The following is a 21,562-nucleotide window of genomic DNA, read 5'->3' as shown; positions in this document are numbered from 1 at the left end:
ATTATTTCATGGCGGGTTAACGGGACGCTGTCCCGCAGCAAAAGCATGGCTGACCGCCGCGTCCCCGGTCGTGCTTTGGGTTCCACCGTTGAAATGCTAGAACGCCGATCCCATGACCCTCGCAAAGCCGGCATTTCCCGCGCCCGACCACGATCACGGCCGCTGCACTGCGGACGCGCTGGCGCATGCGGAAGCGGTTTGCGAGGCTCGCACGCAGAAATTCACGCCGATACGGCGCCAGGTGCTGGGCGCGCTGCTCTCCAGCCACCGTCCGCTCGGCGCCTATGAGGTGATCGACGAATTGGCAAAATCGATGCCGCGGCCCGCGCCGATCACGGTCTACCGTGCTCTCGATTTTTTGATGGCCAACGGCCTCGTGCACCGCATCGAAAGCCGCAACGCCTATCTTGCCTGCGCCGCCCACGACCATGATGCGACCTCGGCGGTCGCGTTCCTGATCTGCGAACGCTGCGGCCTGGTCGGCGAGATCCCGTCGGCGTCCTTCGCCAAGGACCTCAATGCCGCCGCGCGAGCCTCAGGCTTTGCGCCAAAACTGTCCGTGGTCGAGATCACGGGCGTCTGCACCCACTGTCAGAAAGCCTGTTAGAGCAACAACGGCGGAAAGCCGGATTTCGGGAAGACATGTCCTCACCTCAAGCCATACCGTCCGCCGCGCGTCCCCTCAGCGCCGGTGCCATCGCCCTGATGCTCATGCTGTGCCTGACCTGGGCCTTCAACCAGATCGCGGTGAAGCTGGTGCTGCCGGAAATTCCGCCAATGGTCCAGGCGACGATCCGCTCGATCGGCGCGCTGCCGGTGATTTTCATCATCGGCACTTTACGCGGCGTCAGATTCTTCGAACGTGACGGCACCTGGAAGGCCGGTCTCATCGCTGGCCTGATGTTCGGCATCGAGTTCGTGCTGATCTATCAGGGCCTGCGCTTCACGCCGGCGTCCCGTGCCGTGGTGTTCCTCTATACCGCGCCGTTCTTCGTCGCGCTCGGCGCCTACCAGGTGCTTGGCGAGCGGCTGAGTGGCACGCAATGGCTGGGTTTGGCCGTGAGCTTTGCCGGCGTCGCCCTCGCGATCGGGGTGCCGCAGCCGGATGTCGATGCCAAGGTGCTGCTCGGCGACCTCATGATCGTCGGCGGTGCCGCGCTGTGGGCGGCCACCACGCTTGTCGCCAAGAGCAGTCGGCTGCGCTTCGTCGCGCCCGAGAAGGCGCTGGGCTATCAGGTCGCGACCTCGATCCCGATCCTGGGGTTCGCCGCCTGGCTGTTCGGCGAGACCATCCCCCACACGCCGTCGCCGCAGTCCATCGGATTGGTGGCCTTCCAGGCGATCTGGGTGGTTGGAACCACGTTCACGCTTTGGTTCGCGCTGGTGAAGGCCTATTCGGCCAGCAAATTGTCGGCTTTCACCTTCATCACCCCTTTGTTTGGCGTGGTGGGTAGCTATTTCATCATGCACGACACCTTGAGCCTGACTTTCGGGGCGGCCGCCCTCCTTGTAATTGCTGGGCTTTTTCTGGTTAACCGTCCCGGCCAAACCGCTGCGGCGCCCAGCGATGCATTGCTGAACGTCACCAAAACCTGATATTTGGACCCCATGAACAAGCTCGAAAACCCTCTCGATTCAGACATCGCGGGCCCCGCGCCCCGGCACAAGACCACCCAAGTGAAGGTGGGCAACGTTGCCGTCGGCGGCGGCGCGCCGATCGTCGTGCAGTCGATGACCAACACCGACACCGCCGATATCGACGGCACCATCGCTCAGGTCGCAGCGCTCGCGCGCGCCGGCTCCGAAATGGTCCGCATCACCGTGGACCGCGAGGAGGCCGCCGCCGCCGTCCCGCATATCCGCGACGGCCTCGCCAAGCGCGGCATCACCACGCCCTTGATCGGCGACTTCCACTATATCGGCCACAAGCTGCTTGCGGCCTATCCGGCCTGCGCCGAGGCGCTCGCCAAGTACCGCATCAATCCTGGCAATGTCGGCTTCAAGGACAAGCGCGACACCCAGTTCGGCGACATCATCGAGATCGCCAACAAGAACAACAAGCCGGTCCGCATCGGCGCCAATTGGGGCTCGCTCGACCAGGAGCTGTTGACCAAGCTGATGGACGAGAACGCGGCGTCGGCCGATCCGCGCGACGTGCGCGCGGTGACGCGCGAGGCCATGGTGCAGTCGGCACTGCTCTCGGCCGCGCGCGCCGAAGAGCTTGGCATGCCCAAGGATCGCATCATCCTCTCTGCCAAGGTCTCGGCGGTGCAAGATCTGATCGCGGTCTATCAGGATCTCGCATCGCGTTCCGATTACGCCATCCATCTCGGCCTCACCGAAGCCGGCATGGGCACCAAGGGCATCGTCGCCTCATCGGCTGCGCTTGGCATCCTGCTTCAGCAGGGCATCGGCGACACCATCCGCATCTCGCTGACGCCGGAGCCCGGCGGTGATCGTACCCGCGAGGTGCAGGTCGGCCAGGAACTGCTCCAGACCATGGGCTTCCGCACCTTCGTGCCGCTCGTCGCGGCCTGTCCCGGCTGCGGCCGCACCACCTCGACCACGTTCCAGGAGCTGGCCAGCTCGATCCAGAGTTTCATCCGCGACGAGATGCCGAACTGGAAGAGCAAGTATCCCGGTGTCGAGGAGCTCAACGTCGCGGTGATGGGCTGCATCGTCAACGGCCCCGGCGAATCCAAGCACGCCAATATCGGCATCTCCCTGCCCGGCACCGGCGAAGCGCCGGCCGCGCCGGTCTTCGTCGACGGCAAGAAGTTCCGTACGCTGCGCGGCCCGACCATTTCCGCCGACTTCAAGGCGCTGGTGATCGACTATATCGACCAGCGCTACGGCCAGGGCGCCAAGGTGCCGGTGACGGCGGCGGAGTAATTTGCTCCGCTGTTTGTGGCGCGAGTGTAGCCCGGATTGCGCTTCGCTCCATCCGGGCTACGATGGCTCCAATCAACAATGATTGGGAGCAACGCCCATGAGCTCACTCGCCGGCAAGCAGGGCCCGCGCTATCGCCACACGGCTGACGACGGCGCGCCGTACGAAACTATCGCTGTCGAGAAGCTCACCCCGATCATCGGCGCGGAAATCACCGGTGTCGACATCGGCCAACTCGTCTCCGACGATTCGCGCTCCAACCGGCAGATGGACGAGATCCATCGCGCGCTTGCCGAAAACCTCGTCATCTTCTTCCGCGATCAGACGATCACGCCAAAGCAGCATCTCGCCTTCGGCCGCAAGTTCGGCGAACTGCATTTCCATCCTGCCGCGCCGCACGAGGACGAAGACCCGGCGCTGATGAAGATCTACGCCGACAAGAACTCACCGCGCGCCAACGGCGAGGGCTGGCATTCCGACGTGTCGTGCGATCAGGAGCCGCCGATGGGCTCGATCCTCCACATCAGGCAATGCCCGCCGCGCGGCGGCGACACGCTGTTCGCCAGCATGTACGCCGCCTATGACGCGCTGTCCGATCGCATGAAAACCTATCTCGATGGCCTCACCGCACTGCACGATGGGGAGCCGATCTATCGTGGGCTCTACGCGAATTACGGTGTCGCCGACCGTCCGGCCTATCCGAACGCCGAACATCCCGTGGTGCGGACGCATCCGGTCACGGGCAAGAAGGCGCTCTACGTCAACCGCGGCTTCACCCGCCACATCAACGGCATCCCCCGCGACGAGAGCGACGCGATGCTCGCCTATCTCTACCAGCACGCCGAAAACCCGCTGTTCCAGTGCCGCTTCCGCTGGACCGAGAACGCCATCGCCTTCTGGGACAACCGCTGCACCCAGCACCGCGCCATGTGGGACTACTGGCCGCATACGCGTTCAGGGACGCGCGTGACGGTGAAGGGGGAGAGGCCGGTCTAGGCGCCTCCGTTCTTGCGTTGACGTCGTTGCGCTGCCGCGCCAAACTTCCCGAAAATATTCGGGAGGATCAGCCATGCTCCGCGCCGAGGATAATAAATTCCTGACCGAGTCAGGCCCGGGAACAGGGATGGGCGAGCTGTTGCGCCGGTTCTGGATTCCCGTGCTGCTGTCCGAAGAACTCCCCGAGCCCGACAGTGAGCCGAAAAAGATCATCGTGCTCGGCGAGGAGCTGCTCGCCTTTCGCGACACGCGCGGCGTCGTCGGCATCGTCGACCAGTACTGCCCGCATCGCGGCGCCAATCTCTGGCTTGGGCGGAACGAGGAATGCGGCATCCGCTGCGTCTATCACGGCTGGAAGTTCGACACCGACGGGGCTTGCGTCGACATGCCGACTTCGTACCCCGATCTCAACGCCAAGGACCTGACCCGCATCAAATCCTATCCGGTGCGCGAATGGGGTGAGATGATCTGGGCCTATATGGGCCCGGCCGAGGCCATGCCGGAGCTGCCCGATCTCGAGATGGCGCTGCTGCCGGCCTCGCACCGCTACGTCAGCAAGAAGTGGCAGGACTGCAACTGGGTACAGGCGCTGGAAGGTTCGATCGACACCGCGCATTTCACCTTCGCCCATCTCTCCTTCGACAAGGAGGAGAACGAGATTTTGGACATCAAGAAGCATTTTGTGAATCCGCTTGCGCGGATGTCGAGCGACCACATGCGCTGGATTGCCGAGGACCCGCGTCCCGTGATCAAGGTCACCTCGCATGACGCAGGCTTGACCATTGCCGGCGGCCGGCTCACCGGCAGCGAGAACATCTACTGGCGCATCGCCCAGTTCCTGATGCCGTTCCATGCCTATGCGCCGAGCGCGATGCCCGGTGAGAACATCTTCGGCCAGACCTTCGTGCCGGTGACCGATACCAATTGCTGGATCTACACCTATGCCTGGAATCCGGAGCGGCCGCTGACGCAAGGAGAGCGCGACGCCTACGACCGCGGCAACGGCGTGATTTCGGAGGTCGACGACAATTACGTGCCGCTGCGCCACAAGGGCAACGACTATCTGATCGACCGCAAGCTCCAGAAGACCCGGAGCTACACCGGCATCAAGGGCGTCTCCGAACAGGACGCCGCCGTGCAGGACAGCCAGGGCCCGATCGCCGACCGCACCCGCGAGCATCTCGGCCCGACCGATCTCGGCATCATGCATTTCCGCAAAGTCGTGATGGAGCTGGCGCGTGCGCTTCAGCAAGGCGAGCCGCCGCCGCAGGCCGCGCATCAGGATCGCTGCGCGGTGCGCTCCGGTGCCTGCGTCACGAACAAGGCCAAGGACCTGCCCGCAGTGATGCTGGAACGTTTTGGCGACGTTGCAGGCTTCGTCGGCCGTCCCAAGGTCGCGGCAGCGGAGTAGGGCTTGTCGCGGAATTGGGGCATCGTCGCAGTCGTTGTGGTGTCGCTTGTCGCATTGTTGCTGGCGTCGATCGATGTGGGCGCCGCGCCGGCCCGGAAGGTCGCCAGAGCCAGGGCCAACACCAAGCCAAAGCCGTTGGCGCCGGAGACCTGCGAGCCGCGCATATTCCGCATCATCCTCGATGTCGGCCACACCTCGGAATCGCAGGGCGCGACCAGCGCGCGCAACGACGTGGAATTCGGCTTCAACCTGCACTTGGCGAAGCTCATCGGCGAGCGGCTGAAATCGGCAGGCTTTGCCGCGACCCGCGTGCTCGTGACCGACGGCAAGGCGCGCGCGAGCCTGCTCAAGCGCGTCGGCGCCGCCAACGCGGCCCGTACCGATTTCTTCCTGTCGATCCACCACGATTCCGTGCCGGACCAGATGCTGGAGGCATGGGAGTTCGAGGGCGCCAAGAGCTTCTTCAGCGACCGCTTCAGCGGCCATTCGCTGTTCGTGTCCGAGCGCAATCCGCGCTTTGGCGCCAGCCTCGCTTTCGCGCGCCTGCTCGGCAAGCAGCTGAAGGACGAAGGCTTGCAATATGCGACCCAATACACCTTGCCGCTGATGGGTCGCTACCGGCATCAGCTGCTCGACAAGGATGTCGGCGTCTACCGCTATGACGGGCTGGTCGTATTGTCGCAAACGAACAGCGCCGCCGTGCTGCTCGAAGCCGGCTCCATCATCAATCGCGACGAAGAGATGGCGATGAACTCACCGGAGCGGCAGGAGCTGATTGCCACGGCCGTGACCGCGGCGATGCGGGAGTTTTGCGAGAGGCGATAGATGGCCCCGGTGAAAGCTAGGATTGACGATCCTGAGCTCCATGACGGACATGGAGGATCACGATCTCGGCTTCGGCAGAGTTGATCGTATAAAAGATCAAATAAGGGTAGCGAACGGTCGGGAACATGCGAACGCTGGCTTCATCTGTGAGATGCCCGGCCTCAGGAAAATCCTGCAAGAGATCGGCGACAGCTTTGATGCGCTCGACTACGGCGGCCGCGGCCGCGCGATTGCGTTCGTGGATATAGGAGAAGATGTTGTCGATGTCCGAAAGCGCGCTCTCGGACCAGCGTACTCTCATGCGCTGTAGCGGTCGAAGACAGCGGCAACCGCTTCGTCGCTTGCGAGCCTGCCGTCGCGCATGTCTTTGAGGCCGCGGCGCACCGCATTTCGCTCGTCGTCGCTGAGCCGATAGATGCCGAGATGCCTGTTTTCGATGTCAGTCATGGACCGCATCAGTTCCTCCTGGGCTTCTTCGGGCCAGGCTGATACGCGTTCCAGCAGGATTTCGAGCGCCTGTTTTGTCATCCGACGATTGTAGCAGATGATTGAGCGCTTTGCACGCCTTACAGCGGTGCCCCCTGATACTCCCTGTTCGCCAAACTCGCCTCCTCCAGATCCAGATCGCGTTCGATCCGTCGCCGCGTTTCGTCAGTGATCTGGCCGTCGCGCAGGAGGTCGTGGATGAATTTTCGCTCCGCCGCGATCAGCTCGCGTGTCAGGACGGTGCCGGCGGCGGAAACGTCGTGGTGGGCGGGATCGAGCGAATCCGGGAGCTGGTTGACGCGGATCTCGTGACGGGCGCGCAAAAGCTGCATCACTTCGTCGGACACGTCCTTTTCCTCGGTCAGGGTGTCGAGCGAGCGCAGTGCGGCGTCGAGCGCCTGACGCCGGGCAGCGATTTCGGCCTCGTGCTCGGCGACATGTTCATTGCGACCGGCTTCCGCGACGCCGAGCCAGCGCACCACTGGCGGCAGCGTGAGACCGACGCCGATCAGCGTGACGAAGATGACGCCGAAGGCGACGAACAGGATCAGGTCGCGATACGGAAAGGCATCGCCATCCGGCAGCGTGAATGGTAGCGCCAGCGCGGCCGCGAGCGACACCGCGCCGCGCACGCCGGTGAAGGCGAGCGTGAACGGCCATTGCCAGGGCGGCGACGGGTCGCGCGCGCGCAGGCTCTTGCTCAGGATTCGCGGCAGATAGGTCGCGGGATAGAGCCAGGCAAAGCGCGCGATGACGATGATCATCAGCACCACCGCGGTCGCGATCATGATGTCGTCGAGCGGGAACGCCTTCGACTTCTCGTAGAGCGCCCGCATCTGGAAGCCGGTGAGCAGAAACAGCAGGCCCTCGATCAGATAGATGATGAGGTCCCAGAAGAAGATGCCTTGCAGGCGCGTCGACGCCGAAATCAGCAGCGGCCCGTTCCAGCTCACATAAAGGCCGCAGGCCACGGTCGCGATCACGCCGGAGCCGCCGACATGCTCAGGCAGCCAATAGGAGACGTAGGGCGTGATCAGCGACAGCGTCAGCTCGACGCGCGGCTCGCAGGACCATTTGCGCAAACGCAGAGAGAGCCAGCCGACGCCGATGCCGAAGGCGATCTCACCGGCGACGATGAGGGAAAATTCACCGGCCGCCAGCGGCAGCGAGAAATGCCCGATCATGATCGTGGCCAGCGCGAAACGGTAGAGGATCAGCGCGGTGGCGTCATTGGCGAGCCCTTCGCCTTCGAGGATGACCAGGAGCCGGCGCGGAATGTTCAACCGTCGCGCGATCGCAAGTGGCGCCACCACGTCGGGCGGCGCGACGATGGCCCCGAGCAGGAAGCCGATGGTCCAGGGCAGGCCGATCAGATAATGCGTGGCGGCGGCCACCATCGCCGCGGTGAAGATCACTGCGCCGACCGCGAGCAGCACGATCGGGCGGAGGTTGTTCTTGAACTCGCGCCAGCTCATGGCGACGCTCGCCGAGTAGATCAGGGGCGGCAGCACCATCAGCAGCACCAGTTCCGGCGGCAGCTCGACCGGCGGCATGCCCGGCACGAAAGCGAGGCCGACGCCGGCCAGCATCAGCAGGATGGCCGGCGCCATGTTGAAGCGGCGTGCGACGAGCGCGGTGCCGGCCAGGACAGTGAGCAGGATGAGAAAGGTCTGGAATTTCGCTGCGATCATGACCTGTCTTGGCCCGGAAGCGGCCGAGAGGTCAATGCGGCGCGGCTAAAGCGTTTTCGAGCGAAGTGGATACCGGTTCGCGTAAAGAAAACGCGTCAAGACAAGAATCTAGAGCCCTTTCCGTTCCGATTCCATCGGAACGGAAAGGGCTCTAGCCCAGCCGGTCCGTCACCATGCGTCCGACGCGTGCGAACACGGTCTCGATCTGCGCCGCGCTCGGCGTGCCGCCCTGGGTGTAGGCGGCGATCAGGATCGGCGTGTCAGGCTTGGGCCAGACGACGGCGATATCGCCGGAAGCGTCCTTGCCGTTGTTGCCGGTCTTGTCGCCGATCTTCCAGTTTCCCGGCAGGCCGCCCCGCAAGCGGTGGGCGCCGGTCTTGCAGCCGACCATCCACTCGGTGAGCTGGGTGCGCGATTTCGGCGAGAGCGCCTCGCCGAGCACCAGGTGGTGCAGATTGCCCGCCATCGCAGCCGGCGTCGTGGTGTCGTGAGGATCGCCGGGCGGGGAGCGGTTGAGCTCGGGCTCGTTGTGGTCAAGCCGTGAGGTGGTATCTCCGAGCGTACGCCAGAACGTGGTGAGCGCAGCGGGGCCACCGATCCGCGCCAGCAGCAGATTGGCGCAGGCGTTGTCGCTGAGCTCGACGATCGCCTTGCACATGTCGGCCACCGACATCGCGCCCGCTGACAGGTTCTGCTTGGCGACCGGTGCGTACTCCAGAAGATCGGCCTGGCCATAGGGAATCATGGCCGCCAGCTGCTCTTCGCCGCGATCGACCCGTGCCAGCACGCAGGCCGCCAGCGAGGCCTTGAATGTCGAGCACATTACGAAGCGTTCGTCGGCCCGCCAGGTGAGCTTGGCTTCGGTCGCGAGACTCTCCGCATAGACCCCGATCCGCCCGCCGCTTTCCCGTTCGTAGGAGGCAAGCTCAGGCGGAGCGTCGGCGGCGAACACGGGGCCGGCGGCCATCCAGCACAGCGAGGCGAGCAGGGAACGGCGATCGAGATGCATGGGGACCCTTGGGCAGATGGAAGAATGAGGAGGGAGCGTGGCGCGCGATGGTCCCGCGCCGTCATTGCGAGCGCAGCGAAGCAATCCAGTCTGTCTGTTCGGAAAGACTCTGGATTGCTTTGCTGCGCTCGCGATGACGGAGGATGAACGCTGAGCGCGTCAGATTTGGGGCAGGGAGAGGTTGAGCTGCCTCACTCCCTTAGGTCATACCGATACGATTTCGACACGATTTGCCAGCCGTCAGCGAGCTTCATCGCCACCAGATAGTCGGTGAAAAAACGCGGCGGCAGTTGGCATTTGACCTTGATGAAAGCGGTCTTGTCGTCCGAACGGTCGATCGTGATGATGAAATCCTCGCGTGGCTTGCCTTCCGACTTGGCGGAGGCTCGCTTGCGAACCCAGGCCAGCCAGTCCGGCACGGTCAAGATCTTCAATTCGCCCTTTTCCACCCAGCGCAGATCGGCGGAGGGGTGAAACACCGCACCGAGCTTGTCGGCGTCGCCTTCGTAAAGCGCGTCGAAATAGCCCTGCACGACGGCCTCTACACTCGAACGGTCCTGGCTCATGGGTCATCCCTTTGCATGATGGCGCGCGCGAAACTTAGTCGCACTCGTCAAATTGCGCTATGGGTGTCTGCCGCCATTTGCGCAAGGGCACCGTCATGACCGGATCAGAGAAATCCAGGGCTCGCATCCTTGCGGGCGAATGCTATTGCCGAACGGTCCGCTACGAGGTGGCGGACGCGTTCTCCTACGCGATGAACTGCCACTGCTCGAACTGCCGCCGCACCACCGGCTCTGCCTACAAGCCGTTTGCCGGCATCGAGCAAACCAAGCTGCGTATCGTCAGAGGCGAGGACCAGCGGATCATTTTCGGCGACGACACCACGCATGACGCGCACTGCGCCCGCTGCGGCTCATTGCTTTATTCCCAGGTCCGCGACGGAAAATGGGTCCATGTCGCCATGGGAACCCTGGTTGATGCCCCCTCGATCCGGCCGACCGCTCATATTTTCGTCGGCTCCAGGGCCTCCTGGCACGAGATCACGGACAATCTGCCGCAGTATCAGGAGCACAAGGGGAAAGGCTGAGGGAACCCGACCCGCGCGCTTTTGGCCGCGAACCGCCATCGCCTTGGCGCGACTAACGAAAGGGAAGCCTCGGCCTGCGGCTGCCGCCGTCTTCGTGACCTCCATCACAAACCGGGGCGGCGCATCTTGCTAAGGCAGTCCCGGAGGGTGTGAACTGCCCCAAACTCTTGGAAGTCGTGTCATGCGCAATTTGCTCAGACTTTGCCCGCTTCTCCTTGCCTTCGCGCTGCTGTTTGGCGCCGGGCCCGCTTTTGCCGGAAAGCGCGTCGCGCTGGTGCTGGCCAATTCCGCCTATCAGAACGCGCCCTCGCTTGTGAACCCCGTCAATGACGGGGCGGTGATGGCGAAGACGCTGAAGGATGCCGGCTTCGATGTCGTCGATTCACGCCACGATCTGACCGCGCTCGATACGCGGCGCGTGTTGCGCGACTTCGCCGATGCGACCCGCGATGCCGACATCGCAGTCGTCTACTATGCCGGCCACGGCATCGAGGTCGAAGGCTCCAATTATCTGATCCCGGTCGACGCCAAGCTCGAGCGCGACACCGATGTTTACGACGAAGCGCTCTCGCTCGACCGTATCCTGGTCGCGGTCGAGCCGGCAAAGCAGCTTCGTCTTGTCATCCTCGACGCCTGCCGCGACAATCCGTTCGGCAAGACCATGAAGCGCACCGTCGCCTCGCGCGGCATCGGCCGCGGTCTGGCTCAGGTCGAGCCGACCAGCCCCAACACGCTGATCGCCTATTCGGCCAAGGCCGGCTTCACTGCGCAGGATGGCGATGGCGCCAACAGCCCGTTCACGATCGCGCTGTCGAAGCACCTGACGACGCCGGGCCTGGACGTTCGCCGCGCCTTCGGCTTCGTGCGCGACGAAGTGCTCAGGTCGACTGGCAACAGGCAGGAGCCGTTCGTCTACGGTTCGCTCGGCGGCGAGGACGTGCCGCTTGTGCCCGTCAAGGCAACGGCCATGGCGACAGCAGCACCCGCGTCGAATCCGCAGGTCGACATGCGTCGCGACTACGAGCTCGCGCTTCAGGTCGGCAACAGGCCGGCGTGGGAGGCTTTCCTGGCCCAGCATCCGGACGGCTTCTATGCGAGCCTTGCGAAGTTGCAGCTCGACAAGATCCAGGCAGAGCAGGTTCACGCGGCGGCGATCGAGAAGGCGAAGCAGGCCGAGGCCGAGCGAGATCGACTTGCGGCGCTTGGCGCGCAGAAGGACGCGCAGGCCAGGGCTGAGGCGGATGCGAAGGCCGCCGAGCAGGCCCAGCTTGTCGCGCAGAAGGCCAAGGAGCAGGCGCAGCAGCAGGCGGCGGCCGCCGAGCAGCAGCGCGTCAGCCTTGCCGCCACGGCGCCGAGCACCGCGCCGGCCAGCACGGCCGCGCCCACCGGCACCAATGTCGCCTCGCTCTCCCCTGCAATCACGCCGGCCGATCTCAGCCGCTCGGTGCAGACCGAACTCGGCCGTGTCGGCTGTTTCTCCGGACAGGCTGACGGCAACTGGAGCACGTCCTCGCAGCGGTCGCTGTCGCAGTTCAATCGCTATGCCGGCACCAAGCTCGACACGAAGGTCGCGAGCTCCGACGCGCTCGATACCGTGAAGTCGAAGCCATCGCGCGTCTGCCCGCTGGTGTGCGATCACGGCTTCAAGGCCGACGGCGACAAGTGCACCAAGATCGTCTGCGGCGATGGCTATCTGCTGAACGACGACAATGAATGCGAGAAGCAGCGTGCCGCCAAGCCGACCAAGCCCGCAACCGCCAAGCGCGACGACAGCGATGATCGTCCTGCGCGGCAGCGTCGTCAGTCCGGTGGCACGGCTGCCGGAGCGGCGGGCGGTGGTGCCGCCGGTTATGGTGGCGGTCCCGGCGTTGCGGCAGCCGCCGGCTCCAGCCGCGCCTCGGGGAGCGGGCAGATTTTCTGCAATGGCACCGGTTGCCGTCCGGTCAACCGTGGTTGCCATCTCGAATATCGTGGTGGCGGCGGCCCCGGCAACGACGCCAATGCAGAGGTGTGTTACTGAAGCCACGGCGTCGTCCCGGCTTTTGCCGGGACGACGTCAAGTCGCAATCGCACTGGCTGCGATATTCACGGTCAGTGCCAACAGCGCCGTGTTGTAGATGAAGGACACGATGCCGTGCGCGGTGGCGGTGCGGCGGATGGTCTTGTCGGTGATGCCGACATCAGAGACCTGCGCGGTCATGCCGATCACGAACGAAAAATAGACGAAGTCCCAATAGTCGGCGTGGTCTTCCTTGTCGCCGCTCGGGAATTGCAATCCGCCCGGCGGATGGCGGTAATAGTCATGGGCGTAGTGCAGCGCGAAGGTGGTATGCACGGCGGCCCAGGATAGCGCGATGGTGGTGATGGCGATCGTCAGCTCCATGGCGCCGCGATGCGGCGTACCGAGCTCGTAGACGATCGCGGCGATGCTGGCGAACGCGCCGATCGCCGTCACCAGCAGGATCACGAAGCGGCCGTCGTCCTGCATCGCGGCGCTACGGCGGATGTGCTGGTGGTCGTTACACAGCATCATCGTATAGACCAGCACGAGATAGACCGCGATCAGCGCATCCCAGCCCAGCAAGAACCGGGTCACCAGTCGGTGCGACCCCGGCAGCAGCAGGCCGACCAGGACGCCGGCCCCAAGCGCGACGAAAGTGCGCGGCCGCGCATAGATCAGCCGCACCGGCCGCGACATCTTGCGGAAGCGGGCGAGGACGGGGTCTTCTTTTTCCATGTTGCTCATCCGATCAAGCCCGAGCGCCATCGTAGGTGCGCTCCCTCCCCCGCTTGCGGGGGAGGGTAGGGGAGAGGGTGTCTCCGCAAGCGAGAGCCCCCAAGAGGAGAGAGCCCTCACCCGCGCCTTCGGCGCGACCTCTCCCGCAAGCGGGAGAGGTGAAAACCAACGTCAGCTCTTGCGTTCGGCGACGAAGCGGGCGGCGGCTTGCAGCACGGCAGCGCGATCGCCGAAGATCGAGACCGCACTGTCGGCGCGCGCGAGCAGATCGCGCACGCGCTGCTTGGCGCCTTCGATGCCGAGCTGGGTCACGAAGGTGGTCTTGCCAAGCGCCGCGTCCTGGCCCGACGGCTTGCCGAGCGCCGCCGCATCGCCCTCGACGTCGAGCAGATCGTCGGCGATCTGGAAGGCCTCGCCGAGCGCGCGACCGTAATCGTCGAGTGCCTGATATTCCGCCTTCGAGGCCTGGCCGAGGATCGCGCCGGCAATGCAGCCATAGCGCAGCAGCGCACCGGTCTTCATCTGCTGAAGTCGCGCGACATCGACCGGCTCGCGGTCACCAAAACGACCTTCGCCGGCGAGATCGAGGATCTGGCCGCCGACCATGCCGCCGATGCCGGCGCAGCGCGCCAGCGCGCGCGTCAGCAGCAGCCGCACGTTGGCGTCGCGATGGATCTCGTCGCGGGTGATGATGTCGAAGGCGAGCGTCAGCAGGCCGTCGCCGGCGAGGATCGCGGTGGCGTCATCGGTCTTCTTGTGCAGGGTGGGGCGGCCACGGCGCAGGTCCGAATTGTCCATCGCCGGCAGATCGTCATGGATCAGCGAGTAGCAGTGGATGCATTCGAGGGCTGCGCCCGCGAGCAGCGCGGCTTCGCGCGGAACGCCGAACACGGCCGCGCTCTCGACCACCAGGAATGGCCGCAGGCGCTTGCCGCCGTTCAGGCTCGAATAGCGCATTGCGTCCATCAGTCGCTTGGGCCGGGCGATCTCATCGTGCAGGATATCGTCCGCCAAGAGGCGCCCGAGCAGGGTCTCGGTGTCATCAGCGGTCTTGTCCAGGCGTTTGGCGAAATCGAACGGGGACGTGCCGGTCATCAAGAAAGGCTCCAGAGCAAAAATTCGGCCGGACAATCCTTTATGCGCCGGCCCCAGTCAATCGTTTGGAAGGCCTAAAAAGTGCTGGAAAAGGCCCGAATTATCACAGACTTAATGCCCGGGCTTGGGGCCGCTTTTCATTTTGCGCCGGAAAGGTCGATTTGCGCATCGTCAAGATCTTGGTGGTGATGCTCGCGGTCGCAGCCCTCGCGCCGTATCTGATCGTGCCGTTTTACCGCACCGGCCATCCCGTTTCGACGCTGATGGCTTGGCGTTCGCTGACGGGCGCGCCGATGCAGCGGCAATGGATCGATCTCGTGGCGATGTCGCCCTATCTGCCGCGTTCGGTGGTGGCGGCGGAGGACGCCCATTTCTGCAAGCATCACGGCATCGACTGGGGCGCGCTCCGCGAGGCGATCGACGATGCGCGGGAGGACGGCACGCCATTTCGTGGCGCCTCCACCATCACCCAGCAAGTGGCCAAGAACCTGTTCCTCTGGCAGGGGCGGGATTTCATCCGCAAGGCGCTGGAATTCCCGCTGGCGCTGTGGATCGACTTGGTCCTGCCAAAGCACCGGATCCTGGAAATTTACCTCAACATCGCCGAGTTCGGCCCGCAGGGCCAGTTTGGCGTCGAGGCGGGCAGCGCCTATGCCTTCGGCAAATCGGCCGCCAGCCTGTCCCCCCGGGAAGCCGCGCTGCTGGCGTCGATCCTGCCCAATCCGGTCAAACGCAGCGCCCGGACCCCCGGCCCGGGCGTCCGGCGGTTGTCCGGGACCTACGTGGCAAGGGCCCAGGCCTCCTCGCTTTTGACCTGCTGGCGGGAAAATCGCGGATTTTGAGCCCATTTCGGGCGTTTTTTCCGGTCCAAGAACCCTAGCTTTACGGCCAGCCTTCCTCTATAAGCCCGGCCTTGATCGGCATTCAGCTCGCCTCGTATTGCGGGTGCTGAGCCGTCCCCTCGCGGACGATGCCTGGAAACACCAATCCCTAGAGGATACTGAAATGGCCGTTCCGAGAAGAAAAACCTCGCCGTCGCGCCGTGGCATGCGCCGCTCGGCAGACGCCATCAAGAAGCCGACCTATGTCGAGGACAAGGACTCCGGCGAGCTCCGCCGTCCGCACCACCTCGACCTCAAGACCGGCATGTACAAGGGCCGTCAGGTCCTGAAGAAGAAAGAGTCCTGAGGCAGGATTCTTCCTGAGGAAGATTCTTTGCTTCAAGACGGCTTCTTGTCAGGCAGGCTTATCCTCAATCAGGATGACGTGACCTGCCTGATTTCGGCCAATCCATGAGATATGACGGTGACGGCGGCGGAGCGAATGCTTCGCCGTCGCATTGTCTTGCCCGGACATCTTGATCGAGAAGGCGCTTTGCCGATGGTCGGTTTCCCGCTGCTTCTGATTCCGCTCGCGGTCTACAACATCATCGCCTTCCTGATGCCCAGCGTGTCCTTCTCGGACGTGCTGTTCAAGGTGCCGATGGTATCAGGCGAGACCTGGCCGGTGACGCTCGCCGACCTTCTGCTTGCGCTCGGCGTGTTGTTGCTGCTGCTCGAAGTGGTCAAGGGCGCAAGGCCCGGCGCGAAATTCCTGATGGACCATTTGCTGTCGCTGATCCTGTTCGGCGCGGCCGCCGCCGAATTCGTGATGTGGCCCAAATTCGGCAATTCCACTTACTTCCTTCTGGTGCTGCTCGCGATGGCCGATTTCCTCGGCGGCATCGCCCAGCGCACGCGTCGCCGCATCGCCTACGTTGCCGCCGAGACGGTGCCGGCGCCGCGCAAGGCCAAGCGTCAGCCCGAGCCGCCGGCGGAAGATGTGATGCCCGAACCAAGGTTCGAGCCGTTGCCGCAGCCAGCTCCGCTGCCGCCTGAACCGGCGCCCTCAGCACGATCGGTTGCGGAATCCGTGCTGATGGATCACCCTGCGCCGAAGCCCGTGCAGAGCATCACGCCGTCGCCGGAAATTCCCTCGCCGCATTTGCAGCCGGGTAATGGCGCGGCGTCCTCGCCCGACGCGCCGCGCTGATCGGCCTTACGCCACCTGCCGCGTGCGCGCGGTGACGCTTCCGAGCGTGCGCTTGCCGCCATAAGCCGTTCGCGCGTCCTCGGAAGAGCCGCGGCGCAGCCTGCTGGCCTGGGGCAGGTGCTCGGCATTGGCGATCAGCTGGGTAACGAAGCTCGGATCGGGGCGCGTCAGCGGCACCTTGTGAACCAGTTGCAGGACCGGCGTCAGCGGCACCAATGCGGTGCTCGCTTCCCGCGCGGCCTCTTCCATTCGATCCGTATTTACCATCGCAACACCGCTAATCCGGTCTGACTGGCGCATTTTGGGACGCTGGCGCCGGTCGGTGTGATGGTCTCGCAAGGTCTATGCCGGACGAGCCTATCCGGTTCCCTGGTGCTTTGCGAACGTGGTTTCCAAATTGTTTATGAACTTGGCCTAGGGTCGGGGACGCATCTGGCCGTATTCTGTACCGGCTCAGGACTCCCCGCTGTCCCGAAACGAGGCGACATTGACCCCTGCACTGCCGCACGCCTCCGACATCCTGGCTGCTCTCGGCCAGGCCGTCTTTGTCTGGGATATCGCCGGCGATTCCATCGTCTGGGGCGAGCAGGCCGGCGCCATCTTCCCCGGCATCCCTCCCGAACGGCTGGCGACCGGTGCCGAGTTCGCCAAGCTGATCGAGCCCGCGCAGACGCTGCGGACCGCCGCGCTGGCCCAGACCTCCGCCGTGCACGGCGCCGACGGCACACCCTACCGGGTCGAATATGGTGTGCGCATGAACGCCTCCGATCCCGTGCTCTGGATCGAGGAGACCGGCCGCTGGTTCGCCGGCGCCGACGGCCGCCCGGTGCGCGCGATCGGCTCGGTCCGCATCAACAACGAGCGCCACGCCCGCGACGAGGAGCTGACCAGGCTGGCCCGGCTCGATCCGCTGACCGGCGAGCTCAACCGCTCGCACCTGATCGCGGCATTGGCCGAGGCGATCGAGGAAACGACGCGCTTCCGTTCGACCGCGGCCTTCATGCTGGTCGGCATCGATCATCTCGCCCGCGTCAACGACGCCTTCGGCTTCGACGTTGCGGATGCCGTGATCCTCGATGTGGCGCAACGCATCCGTGCGCGCCTGCGTGGCGGCGACGTGCTCGGCCGCTTCTCCGGCAACAAGTTCGGCCTGATCCTGAAGAACTGCACCGTCGACGACATGAACGTCGCCGCCGAGCGCTTCCTCGTCGGCATTCGCGACGAGGTGGTGCCGACCAAGTCCGGCCCGGTCTCGGTCACGGTCTCGATCGGCGCCGTTAGCCTGCCGCGCTATGCCCGCAACACCGACGAGGCGATCAATCGTGCGCATGAGACGCTCGATGTCGCCAAGCGCCGGCGTGTCGGCTCGTTCGCCGCATGGCGCCCGGATCCCGCACGCGATGCGCAGCGCCGCGTCAACATCCGCGTCACCGACGAGATCGTCACCGCGCTGAACGAGCGCCGCATCAAGCTCGCCTATGAGCCGGTGGTGTCGACCGCCTCGCGCGAGGGCGCGTTCCACGAATGCCTGGTGCGGATGGACCAGGGCGACGGCCAGGTGCTGCTCGCGCCCGACATCGTGCCGGTGGCCGAGCGGCTCGGCCTCATCCGCCTGGTCGATCATCGCGTGCTCGAGCTCGTGGTCGCCGAGCTTGCGGCAGCGCCCGACATCCGCCTCAGCCTCAACATTTCGCCGGACACGACGATGGATCCGGACTGGTGGGCCGGAATCGAATCGTTGATGCGCGCGCATCCCGGCGTCGCCGAGCGCTTGATCGTCGAGATCACGGAGACGGTTGCGATCCAGGACATCGACGACGTCCGCGGCTTCGTCACGCGGTTGAAGAATTTCGGCAGCCGTATCGCCATCGACGATTTCGGCGCCGGCTACACTTCGTTCCGCAATCTGCGCAAGCTCGGTGTTGACATCGTGAAGATCGACGGTGCCTTCGTGCAGAACATCACTCGTTCCGCCGACGACCGCGCCTTCGTGCAGACCCTGATCGACCTCGCCCGCCGGCTCGACATCAAGACGGTCGCCGAGTGGGTGCAGGACGAGGAGGCCGCCAACATGCTGCGCGACTGGGGCTGCGATTACATCCAGGGCCGGCTGATTGGTCTCGCCTCAGCCGAGCGTCCGTGGGGGACGTCGCCGGACAGTGTCCTGCCTGCGGCAAGCTGAATTTCTCCTTTGAAATCAATCCCCGTTCTACTGTGCATGGGGTTGTTTTCGCGAAGATTCACGCGGGGAAGAAGCTTACGCCACGCGGCGGACCGCGTTCAGGGTTTCGATGGTGCGTCCGACCTCCGCTGCCGGACACGGCCTGCCGAAATAATAGCCCTGCACCGCGGTGCAGCCGCATTCGCGCACGAAGTCGAGCTGCTCGATCGTCTCGACGCCTTCGGCCGTGGTCTCGACGCCGAGCACCGAGCCGAGGCTCGCAATGGTGCGGACGATCGCCACACTCTCCGGGCTTTCGCCGAGCGTGCCGACAAAGGAACGATCGATCTTGATGCGGTCGAACGGAAATTTGCGCAGATAGCTGAGTGAGGAATAGCCGACGCCGAAATCGTCGAGGCTGACACGGACGCCGAGCGAGCGAAGCTGATGCAGGATCTCAATCGTCGCCTCGCTGTCGTCGAGCAGCGCCGTCTCGGTGACCTCGAGCTCGAGCCGCTGCGGCGGCAGGCCGGCTTCCGCAAGCGCGCTCGTCACCATCGCCACCAGCCCGCGCGAGCGGAACTGCACCGGCGACAGATTGACCGCGACGGTGACGTCGGGCCATGACGCCGCCGTTGCGCAGGCCGAGCGCAGCACCCATTCGCCGATCGGGACGATCAGGCCGGTCTCCTCGGCGATCGGGATGAATTCGGCCGGCGACACCAGGCCGCGCGACGGGTGCTTCCAGCGCAGCAGTGCTTCGAAGCCGGTGAGCGCGGACGTGTCGAGCCGCACTTGCGGCTGGAACACCAGATGGAATTCGCGGGCTTCCAGCGCGCCGCGCAGATCATGCTCCAGCGCATGACGGCTGCGTGCCTGCTCCTCCATCTCGGGCTCGAACAGCTGGTAGGCGCCGCGACCTTTCGCTTTGGCTTGATAGAGCGCGAGGTCGGCGCATTTCATCAGCTCGTCGGCGTCGAGCCCGTGATCGGGCGCGATCGCGATGCCGATGGAAGCGCCGATATGGATCGACTGGCTTTCCAGTGGCGGCGGCCGGCCGATGATCTCGACCAGGCGGCGGGCGAGCCGCTCGGCCGATTGCGGTTGCGGGCCGCGCTGGAGCACGGCGAACTCGTCGCCGCCGAGGCGGGCGACGGTGTCGTGCTCGCCGACATTCTCTTTCAGCCGTGCCGCGACCCAACGCAACAGGCGGTCGCCGGCCGCGTGGCCGAGCCGGTCGTTGACGGTCTTGAAATTGTCGAGGTCGAAGCACAGAACCGCCATGGCGCCGCCGGCGATCGCGACCTGGTTCAGCCCCTCGCTCATCTTCTCGCGGAACAGCGTGCGGTTGGGCAGGTCGGTGAGTGAATCGTGTCGCGCCATATGCGCGACGCGGGCCTGGGCCTTGTGGCGCTCGGTGACGTCCTCATAGGTGACGACCCAGCCGCCATGCTCCATCCGCTTGTGGTTGAGCTTGATGATGCGGCCGTCGCCCAGATGGCGGTGCAGGGTGTGCTCGCCCTCGCGCAATCGCTCGACATAGTCGGCATAGAGCTTGGCCGCAGTCGTGTTCGGATGAATGCCGAGATCGCAGCTGTGCTCCATGATCTCGCGCATCGAGACGCCGGGCTTCACGATATCGGGCGACAGGCCGTACATCTCGATGTAGCGGCGGTTGCAGACGATCACGTGCAGGCTCGAATCGAGCATGCACAGGCCCTGGCTCATATTGTTCAGTGCGGCGTCGAAGCGGCGATATTGCTCGCTCAGTTCCTCGACTGCGTGCTCGCGCTCGGTGATGTCCTCGTAGGTGGCGACGAAGCCGCCCTCGGGCAGCGCGCAATAGCGAACCGAGATCACGGTGCCGTTCATCATGCTCCGTCGCATCGGCGAGGAGTCGCGGTTCTCGATCCGGGCGCGGGCGGCTTCCAGGATCTGCTGCGGGCTGTATTCGGAGGCGAAGGCGCCATTCGCCATCGACCGTTCGATCAGCGCGGAAAGATGCGTGCCGGGCGCGCTCTCCTCCTCCGACAGCCGGTAGATCGTCCGATAGGTGCTGTTGCAGATGCGCAGGTGCATGTCGCTGTCGTAGAAGGCGAGCCCGTGCGCCATGTTCTCCAACGCGGCATCCAGCATGAGGTTCTGCTGCTTCAGCGTCTCTTCAGATTGCAGCCGCTCGGTGACGTCCTCATGCACCGTAACCCAGCCGCCGTTGGGCATGAACCGGGAGACGGCCTGCAATTTTCCGCCGTCGAAGCGCGTCACCAGCACCGGTCGCGGGTTCCGGGTCAGCACGTCGTTGGCGCGGAGAGACTGGAATTCGTCCCCAGGCATGCCCGGCAAGTTGCCGCGCGACATCCAGTGCGCGACGATGTCGCTGTGCAAGGCGCCCGGTTTCACGATGCCCGGATCGAGATCGTAGAGTTGCAGGAACCGCTCATTGCAGACGACGACGCGGCTGTCGGCGTCATACATGATGAGGCCGTGCGACATGTGGGCGAGCGCGTGCTGACTGCGCTCGGTCTGAAGTTGCAGCTCGGCCTCGAGTCGGGCGAGGCGGGTGACGTCGTCGCAGATCGTCATCCAGCCGCCGTCGGGAAACGGCTTCAGTTCGAGCGTTATGACAAGGCCGCTTGCGAGCGTCTGCCGGGTCCGAAATGGCTTGCCGGCCGCGATCAACGCGATCCGCGAAGCGTACAGCGCGTCGAGCTCACTTGTCGGGATATTGCCAAGCGCCACGCTGTGGGCGAGCACGTCGCGATAGGTGACGCCGACCCGCACGACGTCGGCCGACATATTGAACAGCGTCAGATAGCGCGCGTTGACCAGCACGATCCGGTTGTCGGCGTCGTAGACGCAGACGCCCTGCTCCATGCCGTCGAGCGCGAGCTGGCTCAGCGCGAGCAGGGCCTGCGGGCCATGCTCGCGGCGAGCATCTGGCTCGTTGTCGCGGGTCGACGTCATGGGATCAGCGGATCTCGGCGGCAATAGGCTTAATGCAACTTAACTGGGATGCCGAGGCTAGCGAAGAGGCGGGAAAATTCCCTTAAGCGCCGTAGTTTACGGAGGGTGACTGGCGGTGGAGAGTTGTGCGCAAAAAAGGCAGTCCCGTAGCCCCGGATGTCGCTGCGCTCAAGCGG

At 64.7% G+C, this 21,562-nt stretch carries 21 protein-coding genes; 12 read left to right on the top strand and 9 right to left on the bottom strand.

The features are described 5' to 3' along the window. Positions 1 to 112: 112 nt before the first annotated feature. From IC761_RS35345 to IC761_RS35320, 6 genes are all read left to right on the top strand, one after another. Positions 113 to 607, top strand: coding sequence for a Fur family transcriptional regulator (locus IC761_RS35345; protein WP_195801214.1), 495 nt, complete (start codon positions 113 to 115; stop codon positions 605 to 607). A 35-nt stretch (positions 608 to 642) separates the two neighbouring features. Further along, positions 643 to 1,596, top strand: coding sequence for a DMT family transporter (locus tag IC761_RS35340; protein WP_195801213.1), 954 nt, complete (start codon positions 643 to 645; stop codon positions 1,594 to 1,596). A 12-nt stretch (positions 1,597 to 1,608) separates the two neighbouring features. Beyond that, complete coding sequence (gene ispG, locus IC761_RS35335) at positions 1,609 to 2,892, top strand: flavodoxin-dependent (E)-4-hydroxy-3-methylbut-2-enyl-diphosphate synthase (protein ID WP_195801212.1); 1,284 nt, start codon at positions 1,609 to 1,611, stop codon at positions 2,890 to 2,892. 97 nt (positions 2,893 to 2,989) lie between these two features. After that, positions 2,990 to 3,886: a TauD/TfdA dioxygenase family protein gene (locus IC761_RS35330; RefSeq protein WP_195801211.1), complete on the top strand. Its 897-nt coding sequence runs from the start codon at positions 2,990 to 2,992 to the stop codon at positions 3,884 to 3,886. A 73-nt stretch (positions 3,887 to 3,959) separates the two neighbouring features. After that, positions 3,960 to 5,297, top strand: a complete 1,338-nt coding sequence (locus IC761_RS35325; protein ID WP_195801210.1) for a Rieske 2Fe-2S domain-containing protein — start codon at positions 3,960 to 3,962, stop codon at positions 5,295 to 5,297. Positions 5,298 to 5,300: 3 nt separating this feature from the next. Next, positions 5,301 to 6,122 (top strand): N-acetylmuramoyl-L-alanine amidase, encoded by an 822-nt coding sequence (locus IC761_RS35320; RefSeq protein WP_195801209.1) that lies wholly within the window; start codon positions 5,301 to 5,303, stop codon positions 6,120 to 6,122. 16 nt (positions 6,123 to 6,138) lie between these two features. Here the strand turns inward: IC761_RS35320 and IC761_RS35315 are convergent, their stop codons facing one another. The 5 genes from IC761_RS35315 to IC761_RS35295 form a co-directional block, all read right to left on the bottom strand. Next, complete coding sequence (locus tag IC761_RS35315; RefSeq protein WP_195801208.1) at positions 6,139 to 6,423, bottom strand: type II toxin-antitoxin system RelE/ParE family toxin; 285 nt, start codon at positions 6,421 to 6,423, stop codon at positions 6,139 to 6,141. Next, the gene (locus IC761_RS35310; RefSeq protein ID WP_195801207.1) at positions 6,420 to 6,650 is read right to left on the bottom strand and encodes a hypothetical protein; all 231 of its coding nucleotides are present in this window, start codon (positions 6,648 to 6,650) and stop codon (positions 6,420 to 6,422) included. Before IC761_RS35310 ends, IC761_RS35315 begins: the two co-directional genes overlap by 4 nt. 38 nt (positions 6,651 to 6,688) lie before the next feature. Beyond that, positions 6,689 to 8,299, bottom strand: coding sequence for a Na+/H+ antiporter (locus IC761_RS35305; RefSeq protein ID WP_246791415.1), 1,611 nt, complete (start codon positions 8,297 to 8,299; stop codon positions 6,689 to 6,691). 151 nt (positions 8,300 to 8,450) lie between these two features. Further along, the gene (gene bla / locus IC761_RS35300; RefSeq protein ID WP_195801206.1) at positions 8,451 to 9,308 is read right to left on the bottom strand and encodes a class A beta-lactamase; all 858 of its coding nucleotides are present in this window, start codon (positions 9,306 to 9,308) and stop codon (positions 8,451 to 8,453) included. 191 nt (positions 9,309 to 9,499) lie between these two features. After that, positions 9,500 to 9,874 (bottom strand): nuclear transport factor 2 family protein, encoded by a 375-nt coding sequence (locus tag IC761_RS35295; RefSeq protein ID WP_195801205.1) that lies wholly within the window; start codon positions 9,872 to 9,874, stop codon positions 9,500 to 9,502. A gap of 95 nt (positions 9,875 to 9,969) precedes the next feature. Between IC761_RS35295 and IC761_RS35290 the strand changes: the two genes are divergently transcribed. Both IC761_RS35290 and IC761_RS35285 read left to right on the top strand, forming a co-directional pair. After that, a complete protein-coding gene (locus IC761_RS35290; protein ID WP_195801204.1) occupies positions 9,970 to 10,398 on the top strand; it encodes a GFA family protein in 429 nt (142 codons plus the stop codon). Positions 10,399 to 10,579: 181 nt separating this feature from the next. Then, complete coding sequence (locus IC761_RS35285; RefSeq protein ID WP_195801203.1) at positions 10,580 to 12,418, top strand: caspase family protein; 1,839 nt, start codon at positions 10,580 to 10,582, stop codon at positions 12,416 to 12,418. 36 nt (positions 12,419 to 12,454) lie between these two features. On the opposite strand, the gene IC761_RS35280 is transcribed toward IC761_RS35285, so the two are convergent. Both IC761_RS35280 and IC761_RS35275 read right to left on the bottom strand, forming a co-directional pair. Next, entirely contained in the window at positions 12,455 to 13,144 is a 690-nt protein-coding gene (locus IC761_RS35280) for a DUF1345 domain-containing protein (RefSeq protein WP_195804881.1), read from the bottom strand. A gap of 162 nt (positions 13,145 to 13,306) precedes the next feature. Then, positions 13,307 to 14,230, bottom strand: coding sequence for a polyprenyl synthetase family protein (locus IC761_RS35275; protein WP_195801202.1), 924 nt, complete (start codon positions 14,228 to 14,230; stop codon positions 13,307 to 13,309). Positions 14,231 to 14,391: 161 nt separating this feature from the next. Between IC761_RS35275 and mtgA the strand changes: the two genes are divergently transcribed. The 3 genes from mtgA (at position 14,392) to IC761_RS35260 (ending at position 16,261) form a co-directional block, all read left to right on the top strand. Next, on the top strand, positions 14,392 to 15,072 hold the full coding sequence (gene mtgA, locus IC761_RS35270) for a monofunctional biosynthetic peptidoglycan transglycosylase (RefSeq protein ID WP_195801201.1): 681 nt from the start codon (positions 14,392 to 14,394) through the stop codon (positions 15,070 to 15,072). A gap of 163 nt (positions 15,073 to 15,235) precedes the next feature. Continuing rightward, positions 15,236 to 15,418: a 50S ribosomal protein L32 gene (gene rpmF / locus IC761_RS35265; protein WP_007598106.1), complete on the top strand. Its 183-nt coding sequence runs from the start codon at positions 15,236 to 15,238 to the stop codon at positions 15,416 to 15,418. 192 nt (positions 15,419 to 15,610) lie between these two features. Beyond that, positions 15,611 to 16,261, top strand: a complete 651-nt coding sequence (locus tag IC761_RS35260; RefSeq protein ID WP_195801200.1) for a hypothetical protein — start codon at positions 15,611 to 15,613, stop codon at positions 16,259 to 16,261. Between the two features lie 6 nt (positions 16,262 to 16,267). Here the strand turns inward: IC761_RS35260 and IC761_RS35255 are convergent, their stop codons facing one another. Further along, the gene (locus tag IC761_RS35255; protein ID WP_195801199.1) at positions 16,268 to 16,528 is read right to left on the bottom strand and encodes a hypothetical protein; all 261 of its coding nucleotides are present in this window, start codon (positions 16,526 to 16,528) and stop codon (positions 16,268 to 16,270) included. Positions 16,529 to 16,748: 220 nt separating this feature from the next. Here IC761_RS35255 and IC761_RS35250 point away from each other — a divergent pair, with 220 nt between their 5' ends. Continuing rightward, positions 16,749 to 18,443, top strand: a complete 1,695-nt coding sequence (locus IC761_RS35250; RefSeq protein WP_195801198.1) for a bifunctional diguanylate cyclase/phosphodiesterase — start codon at positions 16,749 to 16,751, stop codon at positions 18,441 to 18,443. A 75-nt stretch (positions 18,444 to 18,518) separates the two neighbouring features. Here IC761_RS35250 and IC761_RS35245 read toward each other — a convergent pair whose 3' ends face one another. Beyond that, the gene (locus IC761_RS35245; RefSeq protein ID WP_195801197.1) at positions 18,519 to 21,386 is read right to left on the bottom strand and encodes a PAS-domain containing protein; all 2,868 of its coding nucleotides are present in this window, start codon (positions 21,384 to 21,386) and stop codon (positions 18,519 to 18,521) included. Positions 21,387 to 21,562 lie beyond the last annotated feature (176 nt).

It is taken from the genome of Bradyrhizobium commune (assembly GCF_015624505.1).
Taxonomy (GTDB): Bacteria; Pseudomonadota; Alphaproteobacteria; order Rhizobiales; family Xanthobacteraceae; genus Bradyrhizobium; species Bradyrhizobium commune.
The sequence above is the reverse complement of the archived record's forward strand: the minus strand, read 5'-3'. Positions and strand labels throughout refer to the sequence as shown.